Source organism: Mesorhizobium sp. LMG 17147 (assembly GCF_024297145.1).
Lineage (GTDB): Bacteria > Pseudomonadota > Alphaproteobacteria > Rhizobiales > Rhizobiaceae > Mesorhizobium.
The window spans coordinates 186,823-203,562 of sequence record NZ_JANCTC010000005.1 but is presented as its reverse complement, the minus strand read 5'-3'; the positions used below and the strand labels follow the sequence as shown (position 1 = coordinate 203,562).

Sequence of the window (16,740 nt, the reverse complement as noted above, 5' to 3'; positions counted from 1 at the left end):
GAAGAGAAGAGGCCAATAGCCAGCCACTGTTCTACTGAAAATTGCGCCCTTTGGGCATGACCTTCTCTGCCTTTCCCAATAGTTCCGTTTGCGCGATGCTATCGGGCCGCTTCTCCTCGGGGCCGCTCGAAGGTTCATCCACAAGCCTTGCCTCCTCAAGCAGCACCGACAGCCACGGCGTCAGATCCTCGACCTTCTCGGCGACGATATGGATGACGTCCGACTCCGATTGCAGCTTGCCGGTGACGCGGATGAGACGCGCGCCCATGACGATGGGGCGGAAGCGGTTGAAGGTTCTTTCCCAGAAAATGATATTGGCGACCGCATTCTCGTCTTCCAGCGTCAGGAAAATCGCCTTGCCATTGCCCGGCCGCTGCCGCACCAGCACGAGGCCGGCGACCGAAACGCGGCGGCCGTCCCGCACCTGGCCGAGCCGCGCATTGGGCGTGACGCCGGACCGATCCAGCCTTTGACGCAGGAAGGCGACCGGGTGCGCCTTCAGCGACAGGCCGAGCGAGCGGTAGTCGTGGACGACGTGCTCGCCGAGCGGCATTGCCGGGAGCCGGGTTTCAGGCTCGAGATCGCGCAAGCGGATCGCCGGCTGATCGAACAGCGGCAGCTTTTCGGCGGCACTCTTGCCGTCGAGCGCGCGGACCGCCCATAGAGCGTCGCGGCGGTTCAATCCAAGCGAGCGGAAAGCGTCGGCCTGTGCCAGTTTTTCAATCTCGTCGACGTTGAGGCCCGAGCGCAGCCAGACATCGCGCACGGATGCGTAGCCGTCGCCGCGTCGCAGCACAAAGGTCTCCATGCGCTCCTTCGACAGGCCCTTGACCTGGCGAAAACCAAGCCGGACGGCATGGCTGGTCCGGATGACGCCGTGCATCTGGGCATGGCGGTCAAGGATACGATCCGGATCGAAAGGCGATTTCTCCAAGGCGCAATCCCAGCTGGAAAAATTGACGTCGACCTCGCGGATCTCGACGCCGTGGTCATGCGCGTCGCGGACAAGCTGAGCCGGCTGGTAAAACCCCATCGGCTGGGAATTCAGGATCGCGGCGCAGAACACGTCGGGATAGAAGGTCTTGAACCAGCAGGAGGCATAGACCAGCAGGGCGAAGGAGGCGGCGTGGCTTTCGGGAAAGCCGTATTCGCCAAAGCCTTCGATCTGCTTGAAGCAGCGCTCGGCGAAGTCTCTTGCGTAGCCCTTGGCGACCATGCCGTCGACCATTCTCTTGCGGTAATTGCCAATCGTGCCGGTGCGCTTAAACGTCGCCATGGCGCGGCGCAGTTCATCGGCCTCGCCCGGCCTGAAGCCGCCGGCGACGATGGCGATCTTCATCGCCTGCTCCTGGAACAACGGCACGCCCAGCGTCCTGCCGAGGATTTTTTCCAGTTCCGGCTTGGGGTATTCGGGTTTTTCCTTGCCTTGCCGGCGGCGCAGATAGGGATGGACCATGTCGCCCTGGATCGGGCCGGGCCGCACGATCGCCACCTCGATGACGAGATCGTAAAAGTTTTTCGGCCGCAGCCGCGGCAGCATCGACATCTGCGCGCGGGATTCGATCTGGAAGACGCCGATCGTGTCGGCACGGCAGATCATGTTGTAGACATGCTTGTCCTCGGCAGGCAGAGTGGCCAGCACATAGGGTTGGCCGTAATCGTCCCGCGCCTCCGGATAATGATCCCGGAGCAGGGTGAAGGCGCGCTGCAGGCAGGTCAGCATGCCGAGCGCCAGCACGTCCACTTTAAGGATTTTCACCGCGTCGAGGTCGTCCTTGTCCCACTCGACCATCTTGCGCTCGTCCATCGCCGTCTTGACGATGGGCACGATCTCGTCGAGCCGGTCCCTGGTGATGACAAAACCGCCGACATGCTGCGACAAATGACGGGGAAAGCCCATGATCTCGTTGGCGCATTCGATCACGTGCCTTGTCGATGGATCTGTCTGATCGAGGCCGCCGGCTTTTGTCTCCTTTTCGCCGAGCTCCGAGGTCGACCAGCCCCAGATCGAACTGGACAGCGCGCTGCGGACGTCGTCCGACAGGCCCATCGCCTTAGCCACTTCGCGCATCGCCGAGCGGCCCCGGTAGCTGACGACGGCAGCGGCCAGCGCGGTGCGCTTGGTACTGTATTTGGAATAGATGTACTGGATGACCTCCTCGCGCTTTTCATGCTCGAAATCGACGTCGATGTCAGGCGGTTCGTTTCTTTCCTCGGAAATGAAGCGCTCGAAAAGCGTGTCGATCTTGTCCGGGCCAACTTCGGTGATGCCGATACAGAAGCAGACGATCGAGTTGGCGGCGGAGCCGCGCCCCTGGCAGAGAATGTTCTGGCTGCGGGCGAATTTGACGATGTCGTGGACAGTCAGGAAATAGCGCGCGTAGTTCAGGCGCTCGATCAGGGCGAGCTCCTCCTCGATGCGTTGCGTCACAAAAGCGGGCACGCCCGAGGGGTAGCGGATGGCGGCCCCCTCCTTGGCCAGCCTTTCCAGCTCGGCCTGCGGCCCGAGGCCTGATTCCGTCGGCTCGTCGGGATAGTTGTATTGCAGATCACTGAGCGAGAAGGTCAGCTCGCTGGCAAAACGCAGCGTTTCCGCCAGCGCTTGCGGATGCCTGCGGAAAAGCCGTGCCATCTCCAGCGGCGGCTTTAAGTGGCGCTCGGCATTGGCCGCCAGCTCCAGCCCCACCTCGGCGACGGGCACATTGAGGCGGATCGCCGTCAGCACGTCCTGCAGCGGGCGCCGTTCCGACGTATGGTAGAGAACGTCGTTGGTGGCCATCAGCGGGATGCCAGCCAGCTCGGCCATCGCCGCCGCCTGCTCGATACGGAAGCGGTCGTTACCGCGGTAATCCGGCGAAACCGCCAGCCTCAGGTTTTCGCCGAACCGATCCCTGAGCCGGCTAATCAGTGCGAGGCCAGTTTCCGCGTCCGCCGACAGATCCGGCAATATGGCCAGCGACAGGAGATCGCCCCATTCAAGAAGATCGCTCTGTTTGAGAAGCGTTGCGCCCTTTTCGTTCTCGTCGCGCAGATTGGCCTGCGTCAGCATGCGGCAGAGATGACCCCAGCCCTTGCGGTTTTGCGGGTAGGCGAGGATGTCCGGCGTGCCGTCGCAAAAAACCAGGCGGCAGCCGGGATGATAGGAAACACCCTCCACCTTGGCCTGCTGCCAGGCGCGCACCACGCCCGCCACCGTGTTTCGGTCGGCGAGACCGATCGCCGAAAACCCCAGGAATTTTGCCGCGACCACCAGCTCCTCCGGTTTCGAGGCACCGCGCAGGAACGAGAAGTTCGACTGGATGCCGAATTCGGCATAGGGGATGGCCGTCAGCGCATTCATGCGAAGATCCCATGCATGAACCAGCGCGGCGGGACTTGAGAGGCGCCGTAAAGGCCCTGACGATAGAGCCAGTAGCGGCGGCCGTCGGCATCCTCGATGCGGAAATAATCCCGGGTCGGGGCATCTTCTCGTCCCGCCGCCTCTCGCCACCATTCCGGCGCGATGCGCTCCGGCCCTTCGGCGCGCGCGACCCGGTAGAGCGCGCGCCGCCAGCGGAAGTTCAAAGGCGGGCCTTCCGGCATTTCGGTGGCTGGCACTTCGATCGGCTCGGGCGAACGGAAAAGCCGGATCGGTCGTTCAGGCTGGAAGACGGTCGTGGGAGCGTCCTTCGCCTTGTCCGGCTGCTTCGGCGGCGAGCTTCTCTGCGGCGCCTCCGTGAAGGGGATAGTGGCGACGGCGCGCTCCGGCAAATGGCTCTCGACGGCGACCGGCTTCAAGACCGCGCCTTCGCCGAGCCGGGCACGAATGCGGTCGGCAAAAAGCGCGATATCGGCACCGTCGTCGCTCGTCTCGCCGGCAAGGTCTGCCTGCTGCATGTCGAAGGCGGCGGCGGTCAGCACCGAAAGGCGCACGAGATCGAAGCCATAGCCGGCGTCGATATCCCGTTCGAGCGCAGCAAGCCTTTCGTGGAACAATTTCTGGATCAGCCGCGGCTCGCGCAAAGGCCGCGAGGTGCCGACGGCGATGCGGCTGACGCCGCCATCGACGCGGAAAAGCAGCAGCGCCAGCCGCCTTGCGCCCTCGCCTCGACGCTCGAGGTCGCTCTTCAAGGTGGTCGCCAGCATGCCGGTCAGCCGCTCGATGTCCTCGGTCAACAGGATCGGCTCGGCAAGGTGACGCTCGACCGAAAGCGGTGCCACCGGCAGGCGCGGCGACACGGCTTCGTCGAGGCGGCCGAGCGCCTGGTCGAGGCGCAAGAGCAGCGATGCGCCGAAGCGGCGGGCCAGCGGCGCGCGCGGTGCTGCCATGACGGCGCCGGCCGTGCGCAGGCCGACGCTCTCGAGGCTGGCGCGGACCTCCGGGTCGATGCGCAGCGCCGCCAGCGGCATGGGCGCGAGAAGCGCTTCCTCCTCACCATCGGGCACGATGCGGTCGCCGGCAAACCGCGCCGCCGCCCAGGCAGCACCAGGTGTGGCGGCAAGCCCGGCGCGGACATCGAAGCCCTGATGGAAAAAACGCGCCAGGATATCGTCCAGCATCGAGCGTTCGCCGCCGAAAAGATGCGTGCAGCCGGTGACATCGAGATAGAGGCCGTCGGTCCCGTCGAGCGCCACCAGCGGGGTATAGCGGTCGCACCAGTCGGCGAGGCCTTCGAGCAGGCGCCGGTCGGCCTCCGGATCGGCCTCCACTATGTCGATCGAGGGATGCATGGCGCATGCGTCGGCTATGCCCATGCCGCGTTTCAGATTAAGCGCCTCAGCCCGTTCGTCGAGGGCGGCGATGCGCTGGGCGTTCCCTTGGCGATGGCTGATCACCAGCGGCAGGTGATCCGACGGCCGGGAACGCCAGGACCGCCCCAGACGCTGCCGCAGGATCCTCTCGGCGGCGAGATGCGGAAACCACAGGGAGAGGATTCTTTGGCCGTTCTGGGGCCGATTCCTGAGACCTTCCTTGCTCGCCCCGTCTTTCTTCGAATATGCGTTCATCGGGGTTCCACTCCAGTGTGAATTGTCCGGGCAAAGCCGTGCGGCTCTTGCCGATGGCGACGGTGAAGGCGGGCCGGCCGATCGAGCCGGCGAGCGGCCCGGCGATTGTCTGGCGCGCTGCCGCCGGTGCCGCCGACAGGATGAGGCGGACGGGCGCTGCCGTCGGCTCGGGCTCGCCGGCCTGGCGCAGCAGGAACAGCGGCCGGCCGGCACTCTGCGCCCGGGCGTGCAGCCGCCGCGTCGCGGTGAGATCCAGCCGCTGCGGGCTGCCGCGGATTTCGAGGATGACAGCGGCCAGCGCCGTCATCCGGGCAGCCTCCTCGGCGACCCACAGCGCATCGAGCAGCCTTGGCGCCTCGGAAAACAGCAATTGCTCCGGCTCGATGCCGAAAAAGGCGTGAAGCCCCCTGGCGTAGGGGAAGCCCGCCTCGCGGAAAACCTCGGATGTGCCGATCCACAGCACCGGCAGTCGCGGGCCCTGGCTGAGGATCAGGCTGACGAGCGCGAGCACAAAGCCGGCGACGGCCCCGGCATCGCGCGTCGCGGCGCCATGAAACTCGCTCAGCGCCGCCTTCGGCAGGCCACCGCTCAGCGCAGCATCGAGGCGCTCCGCGCCGGTGGACAAAAACGCATCCTGCGAAGCCACGGCGAGGCCGCGCCGGACAATAGTTAGATTTCGAGGCAATGTCAGAGTCTGGGGGCTGACATCCGCATCAACGGGGGCTGCGCCGGCCGACGCCTCCAGACGTTCGGACAGCGTTCCCTCGATCTTCGCGATCTGGCGGCGCAGGGCAAAAACAGTCTCCCGCGCCACGGCGCTTGTCGCCATGACGGTCAGCTTCCACTCACAATTGTTCCTGTTATGTTCCTATAGATTCCAGAGGCCGGCCAAAGAGTCAAGCGGAGTCATGGGGAATTTATTCCTCTAGTAGGGGCGTGGCACGGTCACCCCAGCCCGGCCATTTGCCGAGTCCGGCCCGAAAGCCTATATGCCGGGATCAAAGGACAAAGCATGGCTCGCATCTACCAAACACGCATCTGGCACGACCAGCTTTCGCCAACGATGGAGGAAATCGAGTTCCTGGCGCTGGAGGCCTATGCCCATCTGCCGGAGGACTTTCGCAAATTGACCGGCGAGATCGTCATTCAGATCGCCGAATTCCCGACCGACGAGATCATGGACGACCTTTCGCTGGAAACGCCCTTCGACCTGTTGGGGCTGTTCGAGGGGCGCGGCATCGCCGAGCGCTGGAATCCGCAGACCGGCGAGGGGCCGAACCGCATCACGCTCTATCGTCGCGCCATCCTCGACTACTGGGCCGAGAACGAGGAAACGCTGGGCGACATCGTCACCCATGTGCTGATCCACGAGATCGGCCACCATTTCGGCCTGTCGGACGACGATATGGAGAAGATCGAAGAGGCAGCGGAGTAGGATGTGCTGATATTCAGGTGATGCCGGCCTGCGAACGGCGGTTTCCTGCGCTTCCGGTGCTCACGTACTCAAAAGTACGCTCCGCTCCGGTTCTCGGAAACCACCATTCTCGGCGCGGCCTGACCTGAAGCTCAACACACCCTGCTTCGGCGCTTTTGCAAAGCTTACCAATCGCTGAGCTTGGTGTCGGGGCCGTATTCCTGGCCCTCGATGTCCTTCACCACCGCCTGGCCGCAGCGCATGGTCCTGGCTTCCTTGTCATAGGCATAGGTCGGTGAGCCGAACAGGTGCCAGCCCTTGTTCAGCGCCGCCGTCACCTTGTGGCAGAAGCTGGCATCGTCCGGGCCGGACAGAAAGCGGTAGAGTTTCATTCTTCAATCCTGTTGTCAGTTACGATAATCATGCGCGAACAGCGGCGGCCTTCGCCAGCAGTTTTTCGGCCTGCGCCAGATGCAGCCGCTCGACCATTTTTCCGTTCAGCGCAATCACCGCCTTGCCGGCATTTGCCGCAAGCGCGAAGGCTTCCTTGATCGCGCGCGCCTCGGCCAATGCGTCAGGCGTCGGTACAAAAGCGCGGTTCGCCGCCTCGATCTGGGCTGGATGGATCAGCGACTTGCCGTCAAAACCCATGGCGGCCGCTTCCGTGCACTCGCGCGCAAACCCGTCCATATCGCGAAAATCATTGAAGACGCCATCGAGCAGATCGAGGCCGCCGGCACGCGCCGCGAGCACCATTTGCATCAGCCATGGCACGAGATAGCGCCGATCGGGCGTGGCGAGAATGCCGGTGTCCTTGACCAGGTCGTTCGTTCCGGCAACGAAACAAACCAGGCGGGAGGCAGGGTCGCGGCCGAGCTCGGCGATCGGCCCGATATTGAGCAGCGCCTTGGGCGTCTCGATCATCGCCCACAGCTTGACCTCGTCCGCGATAAAATTGTCGTCTAGCACGTCGCCGGCCTCGAGGATGTCGCGCGGCGTGTCGACCTTGGGCAGCAGGATGGCGTCGGGCGTGCATTTTGCCGCGGCCAGCAGATCGTCGGCGCCCCATTCGCTCGACAGCGCATTGACGCGCACCACCATTTCGCAGCGCCGGTTGGAACGGCCGGCGAAAATCGCCGCCAGTTTTTCGCGCGCGGAAAGCTTGTCGGCCGGGGCGACGGCGTCCTCGAGATCGATGACGACGGCATCGCAGGTCAGCGACGGGATCTTGGCCAGCGCCTTGTCGTTCGAGGCCGGAACGTAAAGCACCGAGCGGCGCGGGCGGTAGCTTTCGGTGATCATGTTCGATCTATGCCGCCTGCAGCCAGCCGAGGCAAGCCGTGCATAAAAACTGCACGCAATTTCGGAAAATCTCCTCGTCTCCGCCCCGCTTGCCACCCGGCAGAATGCGACAAGGGCGGCATGCAAGAGCAAACGAACTCCCGTTGGTCCGTGCCGTACCGGCTTCGCCGCGAAAGCTGGTGGCTCGTCGATCCGCCCCAGACTTTGGCACCCCTCCTCCCTTTCGTCCGCAAATCCCTGCCCACCGGCCGCATCAAAGCCGCCGAGAAAGCCCGATCATGACAGTATTCCTCTCGGCGACGCCGAGCTATTGCCGCCGCTTCGGCGTTGCCGTCCTGCTCGTCGCGTTGGCCGATTTCTTCTTCTATGGCCAACCGGCTGGCATCACGCTTTTCCTGTTCGGCGTTGCGATTGCCGCGGCGAGCATGGCTCTCCATCCTCTCGGCGTCTTCAACGATGGCAAGTTCTTGTTCAAGCCGGTTGCGCTGCTTGCGGGGCTGCTGCCGCTTGTGGAAAATGTCAGCGCACTGTCCGTTTCGATCGCGGGGGCGGGGCTGGCCATTTTCGTACTTTCACTGGCCGGACGGCTGCGGCGCGGCCTTGCCCGCATTGCCGGCCAGCTTTTGACCTTCCTGCTCGCAGCGCCTTTTCGGTTCATCCGCGATTTCTTCCGCTGGCGCACAGCGGCGCGGCGGCTTGGCAGGCGGCGCGTGCGCCTTGCGGCGATCGCCGTCTGGGTCATGCCGCTGAGCCTCGGCGCAGTGTTTCTCGCGCTGTTCGGCGCCGCCAATCCGGTCATCGAATACTGGTTTTCGCTGATTGACCTCTTCGCCCTGCTCAACCTCATGCAGTTGCCGCGTCTTGCCTTCTGGCTGTCCGTGCTCGTCGGCGTATGGGCCTTTCTGCGGCCGCGCCTGCCGCGGTTTCTCCGCCGCCGCAGGGTGTCGCCAGCCAGCGCAGCGGCGACGGCGGCCACCAGGACCACGATCGAGGACATCGTCTTCGGTAAGGCCGCTATCCTCCGCGCGCTCGTCGTCTTCAACATCCTGTTCGCGGTGCAGAGCGCACTCGACGCCACCTATCTGTGGGGCGGCATCGCGCTTCCCGACGGGCTGACCTATGCCGCCTACGCGCATCGCGGCGCCTACCCGCTGATTGTCACGGCACTGCTGGCCGCCGGCTTCGTGCTGGCGGCGCTGAGGCCGGGAAGCGCGACCTCCGGCGATCCGCTCATCCGCCGGCTGGTCTATGCCTGGGTGGCGCAGAACATACTCCTGGTCATCTCGTCGATCCTGCGGCTCGATCTCTATATCGGCATCTATGCGCTGACCTACTGGCGTGTCGCCGCCTTCGTCTGGATGGGGCTGGTGGCGGCGGGCCTTGCCCTGATCATAGCCCGCATCGCGCGCGGAAAATCCAACGAATGGCTGCTTTCCGCCAATCTTCTGACGCTATCGGCGACGCTCTATGCCTGCTCGTTCATCAACTTTGCCGCGCTGATCGCCAACTACAATGTCGACCATTCCTTCGAAATGACCGGCCAAGGCACCCAGCTCGACGTCTGGTACCTGCGCTCGCTCGGGCCCGGCGCCTTGCCGGCACTCGATCGTTTCGTCCAGCACCAGAGCAGGACGGTTTCCGCGGAGGATGCCTCCATCCGCGAACTCGCCGGCTGGTATGCACAGGACGAAGCACGCTTCCGCGCCGGCCAGGAAAACTGGCGCGGCTGGAGCTTTCGTGACTGGCGGCTCAACCGCGCCCTCGACAGGCGTGGCCCGTTTGTGGTCCCTCCGATGTCCGAACCCTTCATGCCGGGCCGCTGAGTTGATGCCGCACCACATACTGGTCGCCGACGACGATCCGCACATTCGCGAAATCATCTGCTTCGCGCTCGAAAAGGCCGGCATGAAAACGCTGGCGGTGCCGGACGGCGCAGCTGCCTTGCTGGCGATCGAACGCCGTGCTCCGGATCTTGTCGTGCTCGATATCGGCATGCCGGAAATGGACGGGCTGGAACTGTGCCGGCGGCTTCGCCACACATCCGACGTGCCGGTGCTGTTCCTGTCCGCGCGGGATGAGGAGATCGACCGCATACTGGGGCTGGAAATGGGCGGCGACGACTATGTCACCAAGCCGTTCAGCCCGCGCGAGCTGGTCGCCCGCGTCAACGTCATCCTGCGCCGCGCCCGGCCTGCGCCCGAACCAGCCGACGACCGGCAATTCGCTCATGGCAGACTGGCGCTGGTGCCGGCAAGCCATACAGCCAGCTTCGACGGCAAGCCGCTGGCGCTGACCTCGATCGAATTCGCGATCCTGAAAGGGTTTCTGGCGCGGCCGGCGCATGTGCTCGGCCGCGACATGGTGATGGCCAATGCCTATGCCGCCAACATCCACGTCGCCGACCGCACCGTCGACAGCCATATCCGCAACATCCGCGCCAAGCTCGCGGCCATCGGCTGCGTCGATGCGATCGAGACCGTGCATGGCGTCGGCTTCCGGCTCGGCCGATGCGGGAGTTGAGCGCCCGAAAATGGATTGGCAGCAAATGGCGGCCACGGCTTGCCACGGTCGTCATTGCCATCCTGATCATGGTGATGGCGCTGCCGCTGGCCGGCCTGTTCTTCTTCCGGCTCTACGAGAACCAGCTGATCCGCCAAACCGAGGCCGAGCTGATCGCACAAGGTGCCGCCCTTGCCGCGATCTATGCGCAAGAGGTCCGTGAGGCCGGCCTTGCCCCGGAAAAGCTCGGCACATCCATGCCTCCACCCAGTACCAGGGATCGGGCTTCTCCCTACCAGCCAATCGAACCGCGCCTCGATCTTGCGTCCGACAGGATCCTGCCAACCCGGCCAGCAGCCACGGCGGCCAGCGTCGATCCTGCCTTCACGGCCATCGGCGCGCGGCTGTCGGGCATTCTTGCCGAGACGCAGAAAACCACACTTGCCGGCTTCCGGCTGCTCGATCCCAGAGGCGTGGTCATCGCCGGCCGTGAGGAGGCCGGCCTGTCGCTCGCCGCTGTCGAAGAAGTTCGCGCAGCGCTTGCCGGCCGCTACGCCAGCGCGCTCAGGCTGCGGGTTCCCGACCAGCCTTCGCCGCCGCTCTATTCGGTCAGCCGCGGCACCAAGGTTCGCGTCTTTGTCGCCATGCCGGTTGCCGTTTCCGGCAAGGTCGCCGGCGTGGTCTATCTGTCGCGGACGCCCAACAACATCGTCAAGCATCTCTATGGCGAGCGCGGCAAGGTGGCGCTGGCGGCAATTGCCATACTAGGCGGCACGCTGCTGATCGGGCTGGTTTTCCTGCGCACCGTCAGCCGGCCGATTTATGCGCTGATGGAACGCACGAATCGCATCGCCGCCGGCGACCGCGCGGCGATCAGGCCGCTTGATCACCACGGCACGCGCGAAATGGCGGCGCTTTCTGCCGCCTTCCTCGACATGGCCGAAAAACTGCATGCACGCTCCGACGGCATCCAGACTTTTGCCACCCACGTCTCGCACGAGCTCAAATCGCCGCTGACGGCGATCCAGGGCGCCGCCGAACTGTTGCGCGATTCGGGCAGCGCGATGGACGAGGCCGAGCAGCGGCGCTTTTCGGACAATATCGTCACCGATGCCGGCCGGCTCAATCTGCTGGTGCGCCGCCTGCTCGACCTGGCGCGCGCCGAAAATCTCGAGCCCAGCGGCGAAAGCACGTCGCTCACCGCTGCGCTGGCGCTGCTGCCGGCCGACGACAGGCTGGCGGTGCGCCTCGAGGCGGGCGCCCGGATCGGTCTGCGCATATCGGCCGAAAACGCGGCGATCGTGCTGGCCAACCTCATCGACAATTCGGCGCGGCACGGCGCAACGCTGGTTTCGATCACGGCCGCAAGCGCGGACGGCAAGGCCACCATTGTGGTGGACGACGACGGCGCCGGCATTTCGCCCAGCAACCGAGGCCGCATCTTCGAGCCGTTCTTCACCACGCGCCGCGATTCCGGCGGCACCGGCATGGGCCTCGGCATCGTGCTGGCCCTCCTGAAAGCGCATGATGGCACGATCCGGCTGGTTGACTCCGCGAGCGGCACGCGCTTCGAGATCATCCTGCCGGCGGCGTGACTCGGCGATTCAGACCGGAAGGGCGAAAAGGTGCATTACGACATCGTCATCATCGGTGGAGCCATCGTCGGCTCGTCGGTTGCCTATTACCTGCGCGAGGAAGGGTTTTCGGGCTCGATTGCACTTGTCGAGCGCGACCCGCAATTTTCTCATGCGGCGACCACACTGTCCTGCGCCTCCATCCGCCAGCAGTTTTCGATCCCGGAAAACATCCGTCTGTCGCAGTTCACGCTGAAACTGTTCCGGCGGCTCAGGGAAGAGTTTGGCGCGGATGCCGATATCGGCTTTCGCGAAGGCGGTTATCTCATCCTTGCCGGCGAAAACGGGCTGCCTATCCTGCGGGCCAACCACGAAGCGCAGATGGCCGAGGGCGCCGACATCCTGCTCGACGATGCGGAGGCGCTCGTCCGCCGCTTTCCGTGGCTGTCGGTCGAAGGCATTTCCGCCGGCGCCTATGGCCGCAGCGGCGAAGGCTGGTTCGACGCGCATGCGATGCTGATGCTGTTCCGCAAGGCACTGCGGACGAAGAGCATCGACTTTATCACGGCGTCGGTGACGGGTATCGAGCGGCCAGGCGGCCGCGTCACTGGTGTATTTCTGGACAATGGCGAGCGGCTCGAGGCCGGCACCGTCGTCAACGCCGCCGGGCCGAATGCCGGCAAGGTGGCGGCAATGGCCGGGCTGGCGCTGCCGGTGGAGCCGCGCAAGCGCAACGTCTTTGTCTTCGAGGCGCGCGAGAAATATGAGGACATGCCGCTGCTGGTCGACCCGAGCGGCATCTATGTCCGGCCGGAGGGCTCGGTCTACATCACCGGCGGCGCCGAGCCGGAAGCGGGCGAAGGACCAGCCGATCCCGCCGACTTCGATCCCGACTGGCCGCTGTTCGAAGAGGTGATCTGGCCGGTGCTGGCGACCCGCATTCCAGCCTTCGAGGCGATCAAGCCGACGCGCGCCTGGGTCGGCCATTACGACTACAACACGCTCGACCAGAATGCGGTGATCGGCCCGCATCCCGAGGTCGGTAATTTCCTCTTCGCCAACGGGTTTTCCGGTCACGGCTTGCAGCAGGCTCCAGCGGTCGGCAAGGCGCTGGCCGAACTGATCGTGCATGGTGGCTATCGCACGGTGGATTGCTCGGCGTTCGGGTATAGCCGGATCGCCGATGGGCGGCCGTTTCGGGAATTGAATGTAATTTAACGCTAGCCCGAAGGGATGCCACCGTTGCTTGGTGGATTAAGCCGCCACCAAGCCGTCCGTACCAAGATACGCCTGAAGCCAGCCCAGCACCTGGGCCCAGCCTTCGGCATGCTTCGTCGCGGCAGCAGCGAGGCCGGCGAAGCCGCCATGGCAGATGGTGACGCGTGTGCCGCCGGCGATCGGCTCCAGCAGCCAGGCGACTTTGGTTTCGCGGCGGCCTAGCGTCGGATGGTCCCAGCCGTATCTGCGCGTCTGCACGATCCGGCGCGGCTCTTCGATCTCCAGGAATTCGCCGCTGGCGGGCAGGTGTCTGCCGGCCGCCGTCTCGACGGTGACGCTCCAGCGGCCGCCGACGTGGAGGTCGGCCGTCCATCCGGTCATCCGGTAGGTCTTGGCGGACCCCCACCAGCGCTCGACCTCGCGTGTAACGAGCGCGTCAAAGATCCGCTCGGGCGGCGCGCAAACATCGGCGCTCGCCATAACGGTCTTGCCATTCGTCATGCTGTGCACCGCGGCACTGTACATCGCCTGCCTCCAGAAACGTTTCGCTATCGAAACAACCTCACTTCGACGCCGGGCGCGACAGGCCTTTGCCGGTTTCGAGCAGGCTCTTCAGGCTGGACAGGATGAGCGGCCAGCCGTTCGCCACATGGCCAAGCAGCTTGTGCGGTCCATCGGCTTCGTGTGTGATGGCGAGCTTCACCATCTCGCCCTCCTGCTCGATGGCGAAGGTGCAGCGTGTGTAGCCGTCCGCCTTGACCTCGGGCATGAACTCGTTGCGCCATTTGAGCACGATGCGCTTGGGTGGATCGATCTCGAGGACCTCGCCGCTGTCGGTGACGCGGCCGTCGGTGTAAACCATCTTCCACGCCGAACCTTGTTTCCAGTCGCTTAGCATCTGGGCGCCGAGGAAATATTGCCGCTGGAACTCCGGCTCGGTCAGCGCTTGCCAGAGTTTTTCGGGCGAGGTGCGGATGTAGGTGACATAAACGAAAATGTTGCTCATCAGTCTTCCCTTTCGAGGCGTTTCTTCAAATCGCTGAGGGCGCCCAGTCGCCCCCGCTCGAATTTGCCGATCCAGCGTTCGGCGATCTCGTTGATGGGAACCGGATTCAGATAATGTTGCTTCTCGCGTCCCTTGCGGATGGTGGTGACGAGGTTTGCTGCTTCCAGGATCGCCAGATGCTTGGTCACCGCCTGGCGCGTCATGTCCATCTCACCGCACAGCGCGTTCAGCGTCTGCCCGTTCCTTGCATGAAGGCTGTCCAGTAATCGCCGACGTGTCGGGTCGGCCAAGGCGCGAAAGACGGCATCCATGCTCATGACCCTAATATGCAACCATCTGGTTGCATGTCAAGAGGCAGAACCTTGGCCGAGGATGCGCAGGCTGAGATCGCTGAAAGTGGATTTCAGCGCTTGCGGGCGAACCAGAATGCGTTGGGCATGCGCTCCATGCCGATACGCTCATAGAAGCCGACGGCGTCGGGCATGGAGATCAGGCTGATGGCGACGGACGGTCCGAGTTGCCGGCGTGCCTCATCCATCAGACCCTTGCCGATACCCAGCCCTTGCGCCGATGCAGAAACAGCGAGCTCGGAGATATAGCAGACCCAGGAAAAGTCGGTGATGCCGCGAGCGACACCGACCAGCGGCTTGCCTTCTGTGTCGAGCCGCGCGGTGAGCACCAAATTGGCCGCTGACAACATCGCCTTCAATCGAGTGTTGTCATCGACGGGCCGTGTCTCGCCGAGGCCGGATTCCACCAGCACGCGGCGGAACTCGGCGATGCCGAGGCCCGGTTCGCTGGCGTAAAGGATCGTGGATCGCGTTGTCATGTCGATAAAAGTGCACCATGGGCCGGTGGTTTTGAAGCGTTTTGTGTTTCGATCGACGACGGAAGTCCGGAAACAGCCGCCTTTTATTTGCCCGCGGCTTTGTGTAAACCGGGCGCCAGCAATTCCCCGCAACGAGAAGAAGACGGGCAAGAACCATGGAAAAATTCACCAAGCTCACCGGCGTCGCCGCGCCGATGCCGATCGTCAATGTCGACACCGACATGATCATCCCCAAGGATTATCTCAAGACGATCAAGCGCACCGGGCTCGGCACCGGCTTGTTCGCCGAAATGCGCTACAAGGACGACGGTTCGGAAAATCCGGACTTCGTGCTCAACAAGCCGGCCTACCGCAAGGCGCAGATCCTGGTCGCCGGCGACAATTTCGGCTGCGGTTCGAGCCGGGAACATGCGCCGTGGGCGCTGCTCGATTTCGGCATCCGCTGCGTCATCTCGACCTCGTTCGCCGACATTTTCTACAACAACTGCTTCAAGAACGGCATCCTGCCGATCACCGTCAGCGCTGAAGACCTGGAGAAGCTGATGGACGATGCCTCGCGCGGTTCCAACGCGACGCTGTCGGTCGATCTCGAGACCAAGGAAATCCGCGGGCCGGACGGCGGCGTGGTCAAGTTCGACCTCGACGAGTTCAAGCGCCACTGCCTGCTCAACGGGCTCGACGATATCGGTCTGACCATGGAGAAGGCCGGCGCCATCGCTTCGTTCGAGAAGAAGAATGCTGCTGAGCGCCCCTGGGCATAGGCTCTAAAGCCGCGCCGACGGTCGGCCTAAGTCCGGGAGGGATGTGATGACACGCTTGCTTGTTGCCGCTGCCTGCGGACTGCCGCTGATACTGCTGCCAGCGGCGAGCGTCTATGCCCAGACGCAGACGCCCACCACCGAGGCGCCAGCGACAGATCAAGGCGCCAGCGACACAGCTGCTGCCGACAATGACAAACAGGCGCCGATCCCGTTCGAGGGCGGCCAGCTGACCATCACCCAGGAGGAAGAGTACGGGGAACGGGTGCTCGCCTTCGACGGCAAGGAGCTGGCGCGCAATTACGACGTCTTCTTCGACAAGATCGTCGAGGTCGGCGGCGTCAAGGTGGCGTTGGTCGATGTCGGCGACGGCGGCAATCAATGCGGCCCAGCCAAGGTGATCGTGTGGAAGCCGGAAGGCGGCACGATCCAGACGACCACGGTCGAGCAGGATGAATGCGGCGCACCGCCGGCCGCGATCTCCGACAGCGCCATCTATTTCGTACCCTATCTTTTGCCGGGCGATTCCAAGCCGGCGCTGCAATGGTCGCCGACGGACGGGCTGACGACGTCCGGTAATCTGACCTACATGCCGGAGCCTGGCACGGACTGGAAAGACGTCGATCCGTCGAAATACGACAACATCATTGATGCCTTTCACAACGAGGCCGTCTACAGGCTAGCCGAGACGCTGCTCGGCAAGGACATGCCCGACATGGCGACCAGCCTGCTGGTCGGCGGCGGTACTGCGGAGACCGCTTCGGGCGCCTTTTTTGCCAGCGGCTGCGTGCCGCATGATTGCGGCGGCAATGACGGTTTCATGGCCGTCGACCCGGTCAACCATAAGCTCTATTTCGCCCGCCGCGGCGACAAGCCCGAGCCGGACGCGTGGCCGGCGGTGAGTACATGGCCGGCCGACGTCAAGGAAGCGCTGGACAAGGCGCTGGGGTCGGCGAATTAAGGTTTCGACAAGGGGTCGCAACTGCGCATTCGTCATCCTCGGGCTTGAGCCGAGGATCCATGCCGCGACCGTTGTCGGAAGGCGCGGCTGAGCAGAAATTCTGCACCGTGGCAAAGCCCATGATGTCTCGGCATGGATCTATGGTCTACGCTGCGTCGCTACGCTCCTTGCTCCACCATAGGATGACGACGGA

At 64.1% G+C, this 16,740-nt stretch carries 16 protein-coding genes; 7 read left to right on the top strand and 9 right to left on the bottom strand.

The genetic code is table 11. The features are described 5' to 3' along the window. Positions 1-31 precede the first annotated feature (31 nt). Genes NMG46_RS12360 through NMG46_RS12350 form a run of 3 tightly spaced genes read right to left on the bottom strand, consistent with a single transcriptional unit; the run spans position 32 to position 5,815 of the window. On the bottom strand, positions 32-3,340 hold the full coding sequence (locus NMG46_RS12360) for an error-prone DNA polymerase (protein WP_254817914.1): 3,309 nt from the start codon (positions 3,338-3,340) through the stop codon (positions 32-34). After that, positions 3,337-4,815: a DNA polymerase Y family protein gene (locus NMG46_RS12355; protein ID WP_254817913.1), complete on the bottom strand. Its 1,479-nt coding sequence runs from the start codon at positions 4,813-4,815 to the stop codon at positions 3,337-3,339. Before NMG46_RS12355 ends, NMG46_RS12360 begins: the two co-directional genes overlap by 4 nt. Further along, a complete protein-coding gene (locus NMG46_RS12350) occupies positions 4,757-5,815 on the bottom strand; it encodes an ImuA family protein (RefSeq protein WP_254817912.1) in 1,059 nt (352 codons plus the stop codon). Before NMG46_RS12350 ends, NMG46_RS12355 begins: the two co-directional genes overlap by 59 nt. A gap of 183 nt (positions 5,816-5,998) precedes the next feature. On the opposite strand from NMG46_RS12350, the gene NMG46_RS12345 reads away from it, so the two are divergent. Then, the gene (locus tag NMG46_RS12345) at positions 5,999-6,421 is read left to right on the top strand and encodes a metallopeptidase family protein (RefSeq protein WP_254817911.1); all 423 of its coding nucleotides are present in this window, start codon (positions 5,999-6,001) and stop codon (positions 6,419-6,421) included. A 164-nt stretch (positions 6,422-6,585) separates the two neighbouring features. On the opposite strand, the gene NMG46_RS12340 is transcribed toward NMG46_RS12345, so the two are convergent. Together NMG46_RS12340 and NMG46_RS12335 are read right to left on the bottom strand one after the other, a co-directional pair. Continuing rightward, on the bottom strand, positions 6,586-6,792 hold the full coding sequence (locus NMG46_RS12340) for a DUF1737 domain-containing protein (protein WP_254817910.1): 207 nt from the start codon (positions 6,790-6,792) through the stop codon (positions 6,586-6,588). Positions 6,793-6,820: 28 nt separating this feature from the next. After that, entirely contained in the window at positions 6,821-7,699 is an 879-nt protein-coding gene (locus NMG46_RS12335) for a CoA ester lyase (protein ID WP_254818074.1), read from the bottom strand. Between the two features lie 281 nt (positions 7,700-7,980). On the opposite strand from NMG46_RS12335, the gene NMG46_RS12330 reads away from it, so the two are divergent. From NMG46_RS12330 to NMG46_RS12315, 4 genes are read left to right on the top strand one after another with little or no spacing between them, the layout of a single operon-like run. Continuing rightward, complete coding sequence (locus NMG46_RS12330; protein ID WP_254817909.1) at positions 7,981-9,525, top strand: DUF4173 domain-containing protein; 1,545 nt, start codon at positions 7,981-7,983, stop codon at positions 9,523-9,525. Positions 9,526-9,529: 4 nt separating this feature from the next. Continuing rightward, entirely contained in the window at positions 9,530-10,222 is a 693-nt protein-coding gene (locus NMG46_RS12325; RefSeq protein ID WP_254817908.1) for a response regulator transcription factor, read from the top strand. Beyond that, complete coding sequence (locus tag NMG46_RS12320; RefSeq protein WP_254817907.1) at positions 10,210-11,796, top strand: ATP-binding protein; 1,587 nt, start codon at positions 10,210-10,212, stop codon at positions 11,794-11,796. Before NMG46_RS12325 ends, NMG46_RS12320 begins: the two co-directional genes overlap by 13 nt. Before the next feature lie 30 nt (positions 11,797-11,826). Then, positions 11,827-12,993, top strand: a complete 1,167-nt coding sequence (locus NMG46_RS12315) for an FAD-binding oxidoreductase (protein WP_254817906.1) — start codon at positions 11,827-11,829, stop codon at positions 12,991-12,993. A 36-nt stretch (positions 12,994-13,029) separates the two neighbouring features. Here the strand turns inward: NMG46_RS12315 and NMG46_RS12310 are convergent, their stop codons facing one another. The 4 genes from NMG46_RS12310 to NMG46_RS12295 all read right to left on the bottom strand — a co-directional run bounded on the left by NMG46_RS12310 (position 13,030) and on the right by NMG46_RS12295 (position 14,828). Continuing rightward, positions 13,030-13,518, bottom strand: coding sequence for an SRPBCC domain-containing protein (locus tag NMG46_RS12310; protein WP_254817905.1), 489 nt, complete (start codon positions 13,516-13,518; stop codon positions 13,030-13,032). Positions 13,519-13,555: 37 nt separating this feature from the next. Further along, positions 13,556-13,999 (bottom strand): SRPBCC family protein, encoded by a 444-nt coding sequence (locus NMG46_RS12305; protein WP_254817904.1) that lies wholly within the window; start codon positions 13,997-13,999, stop codon positions 13,556-13,558. Then, complete coding sequence (locus NMG46_RS12300; protein ID WP_254818073.1) at positions 13,999-14,310, bottom strand: helix-turn-helix transcriptional regulator; 312 nt, start codon at positions 14,308-14,310, stop codon at positions 13,999-14,001. The genes NMG46_RS12305 and NMG46_RS12300 overlap by 1 nt, the downstream gene beginning before the upstream one ends. A 92-nt stretch (positions 14,311-14,402) precedes the next feature. Beyond that, positions 14,403-14,828, bottom strand: coding sequence for a GNAT family N-acetyltransferase (locus NMG46_RS12295; protein ID WP_254817903.1), 426 nt, complete (start codon positions 14,826-14,828; stop codon positions 14,403-14,405). A gap of 155 nt (positions 14,829-14,983) precedes the next feature. Between NMG46_RS12295 and leuD the strand changes: the two genes are divergently transcribed. Both leuD and NMG46_RS12285 read left to right on the top strand, forming a co-directional pair. Further along, positions 14,984-15,589, top strand: coding sequence for a 3-isopropylmalate dehydratase small subunit (gene leuD / locus NMG46_RS12290; protein WP_254817902.1), 606 nt, complete (start codon positions 14,984-14,986; stop codon positions 15,587-15,589). Positions 15,590-15,635: 46 nt separating this feature from the next. Next, on the top strand, positions 15,636-16,547 hold the full coding sequence (locus tag NMG46_RS12285) for a hypothetical protein (protein WP_254817901.1): 912 nt from the start codon (positions 15,636-15,638) through the stop codon (positions 16,545-16,547). The last annotated feature ends 193 nt before the right edge of the window (positions 16,548-16,740 follow it).

Coding starts and splice junctions, on each gene's coding strand:
- NMG46_RS12360 (WP_254817914.1), bottom strand. CDS start 3,340: ATGAATGCGCTGACGGCCATCCCCTATGCCGAATTCGGCATCCAGTCG.
- NMG46_RS12350 (WP_254817912.1), bottom strand. CDS start 5,815: ATGGCGACAAGCGCCGTGGCGCGGGAGACTGTTTTTGCCCTGCGCCGC.
- NMG46_RS12345 (WP_254817911.1), top strand. CDS start 5,999: ATGGCTCGCATCTACCAAACACGCATCTGGCACGACCAGCTTTCGCCA.
- NMG46_RS12340 (WP_254817910.1), bottom strand. CDS start 6,792: ATGAAACTCTACCGCTTTCTGTCCGGCCCGGACGATGCCAGCTTCTGC.
- NMG46_RS12330 (WP_254817909.1), top strand. CDS start 7,981: ATGACAGTATTCCTCTCGGCGACGCCGAGCTATTGCCGCCGCTTCGGC.
- NMG46_RS12325 (WP_254817908.1), top strand. CDS start 9,530: ATGCCGCACCACATACTGGTCGCCGACGACGATCCGCACATTCGCGAA.
- NMG46_RS12320 (WP_254817907.1), top strand. CDS start 10,210: ATGCGGGAGTTGAGCGCCCGAAAATGGATTGGCAGCAAATGGCGGCCA.
- NMG46_RS12310 (WP_254817905.1), bottom strand. CDS start 13,518: ATGTACAGTGCCGCGGTGCACAGCATGACGAATGGCAAGACCGTTATG.
- NMG46_RS12305 (WP_254817904.1), bottom strand. CDS start 13,999: ATGAGCAACATTTTCGTTTATGTCACCTACATCCGCACCTCGCCCGAA.
- NMG46_RS12300 (WP_254818073.1), bottom strand. CDS start 14,310: ATGGATGCCGTCTTTCGCGCCTTGGCCGACCCGACACGTCGGCGATTA.
- NMG46_RS12295 (WP_254817903.1), bottom strand. CDS start 14,828: ATGACAACGCGATCCACGATCCTTTACGCCAGCGAACCGGGCCTCGGC.
- leuD (WP_254817902.1), top strand. CDS start 14,984: ATGGAAAAATTCACCAAGCTCACCGGCGTCGCCGCGCCGATGCCGATC.
- NMG46_RS12285 (WP_254817901.1), top strand. CDS start 15,636: ATGACACGCTTGCTTGTTGCCGCTGCCTGCGGACTGCCGCTGATACTG.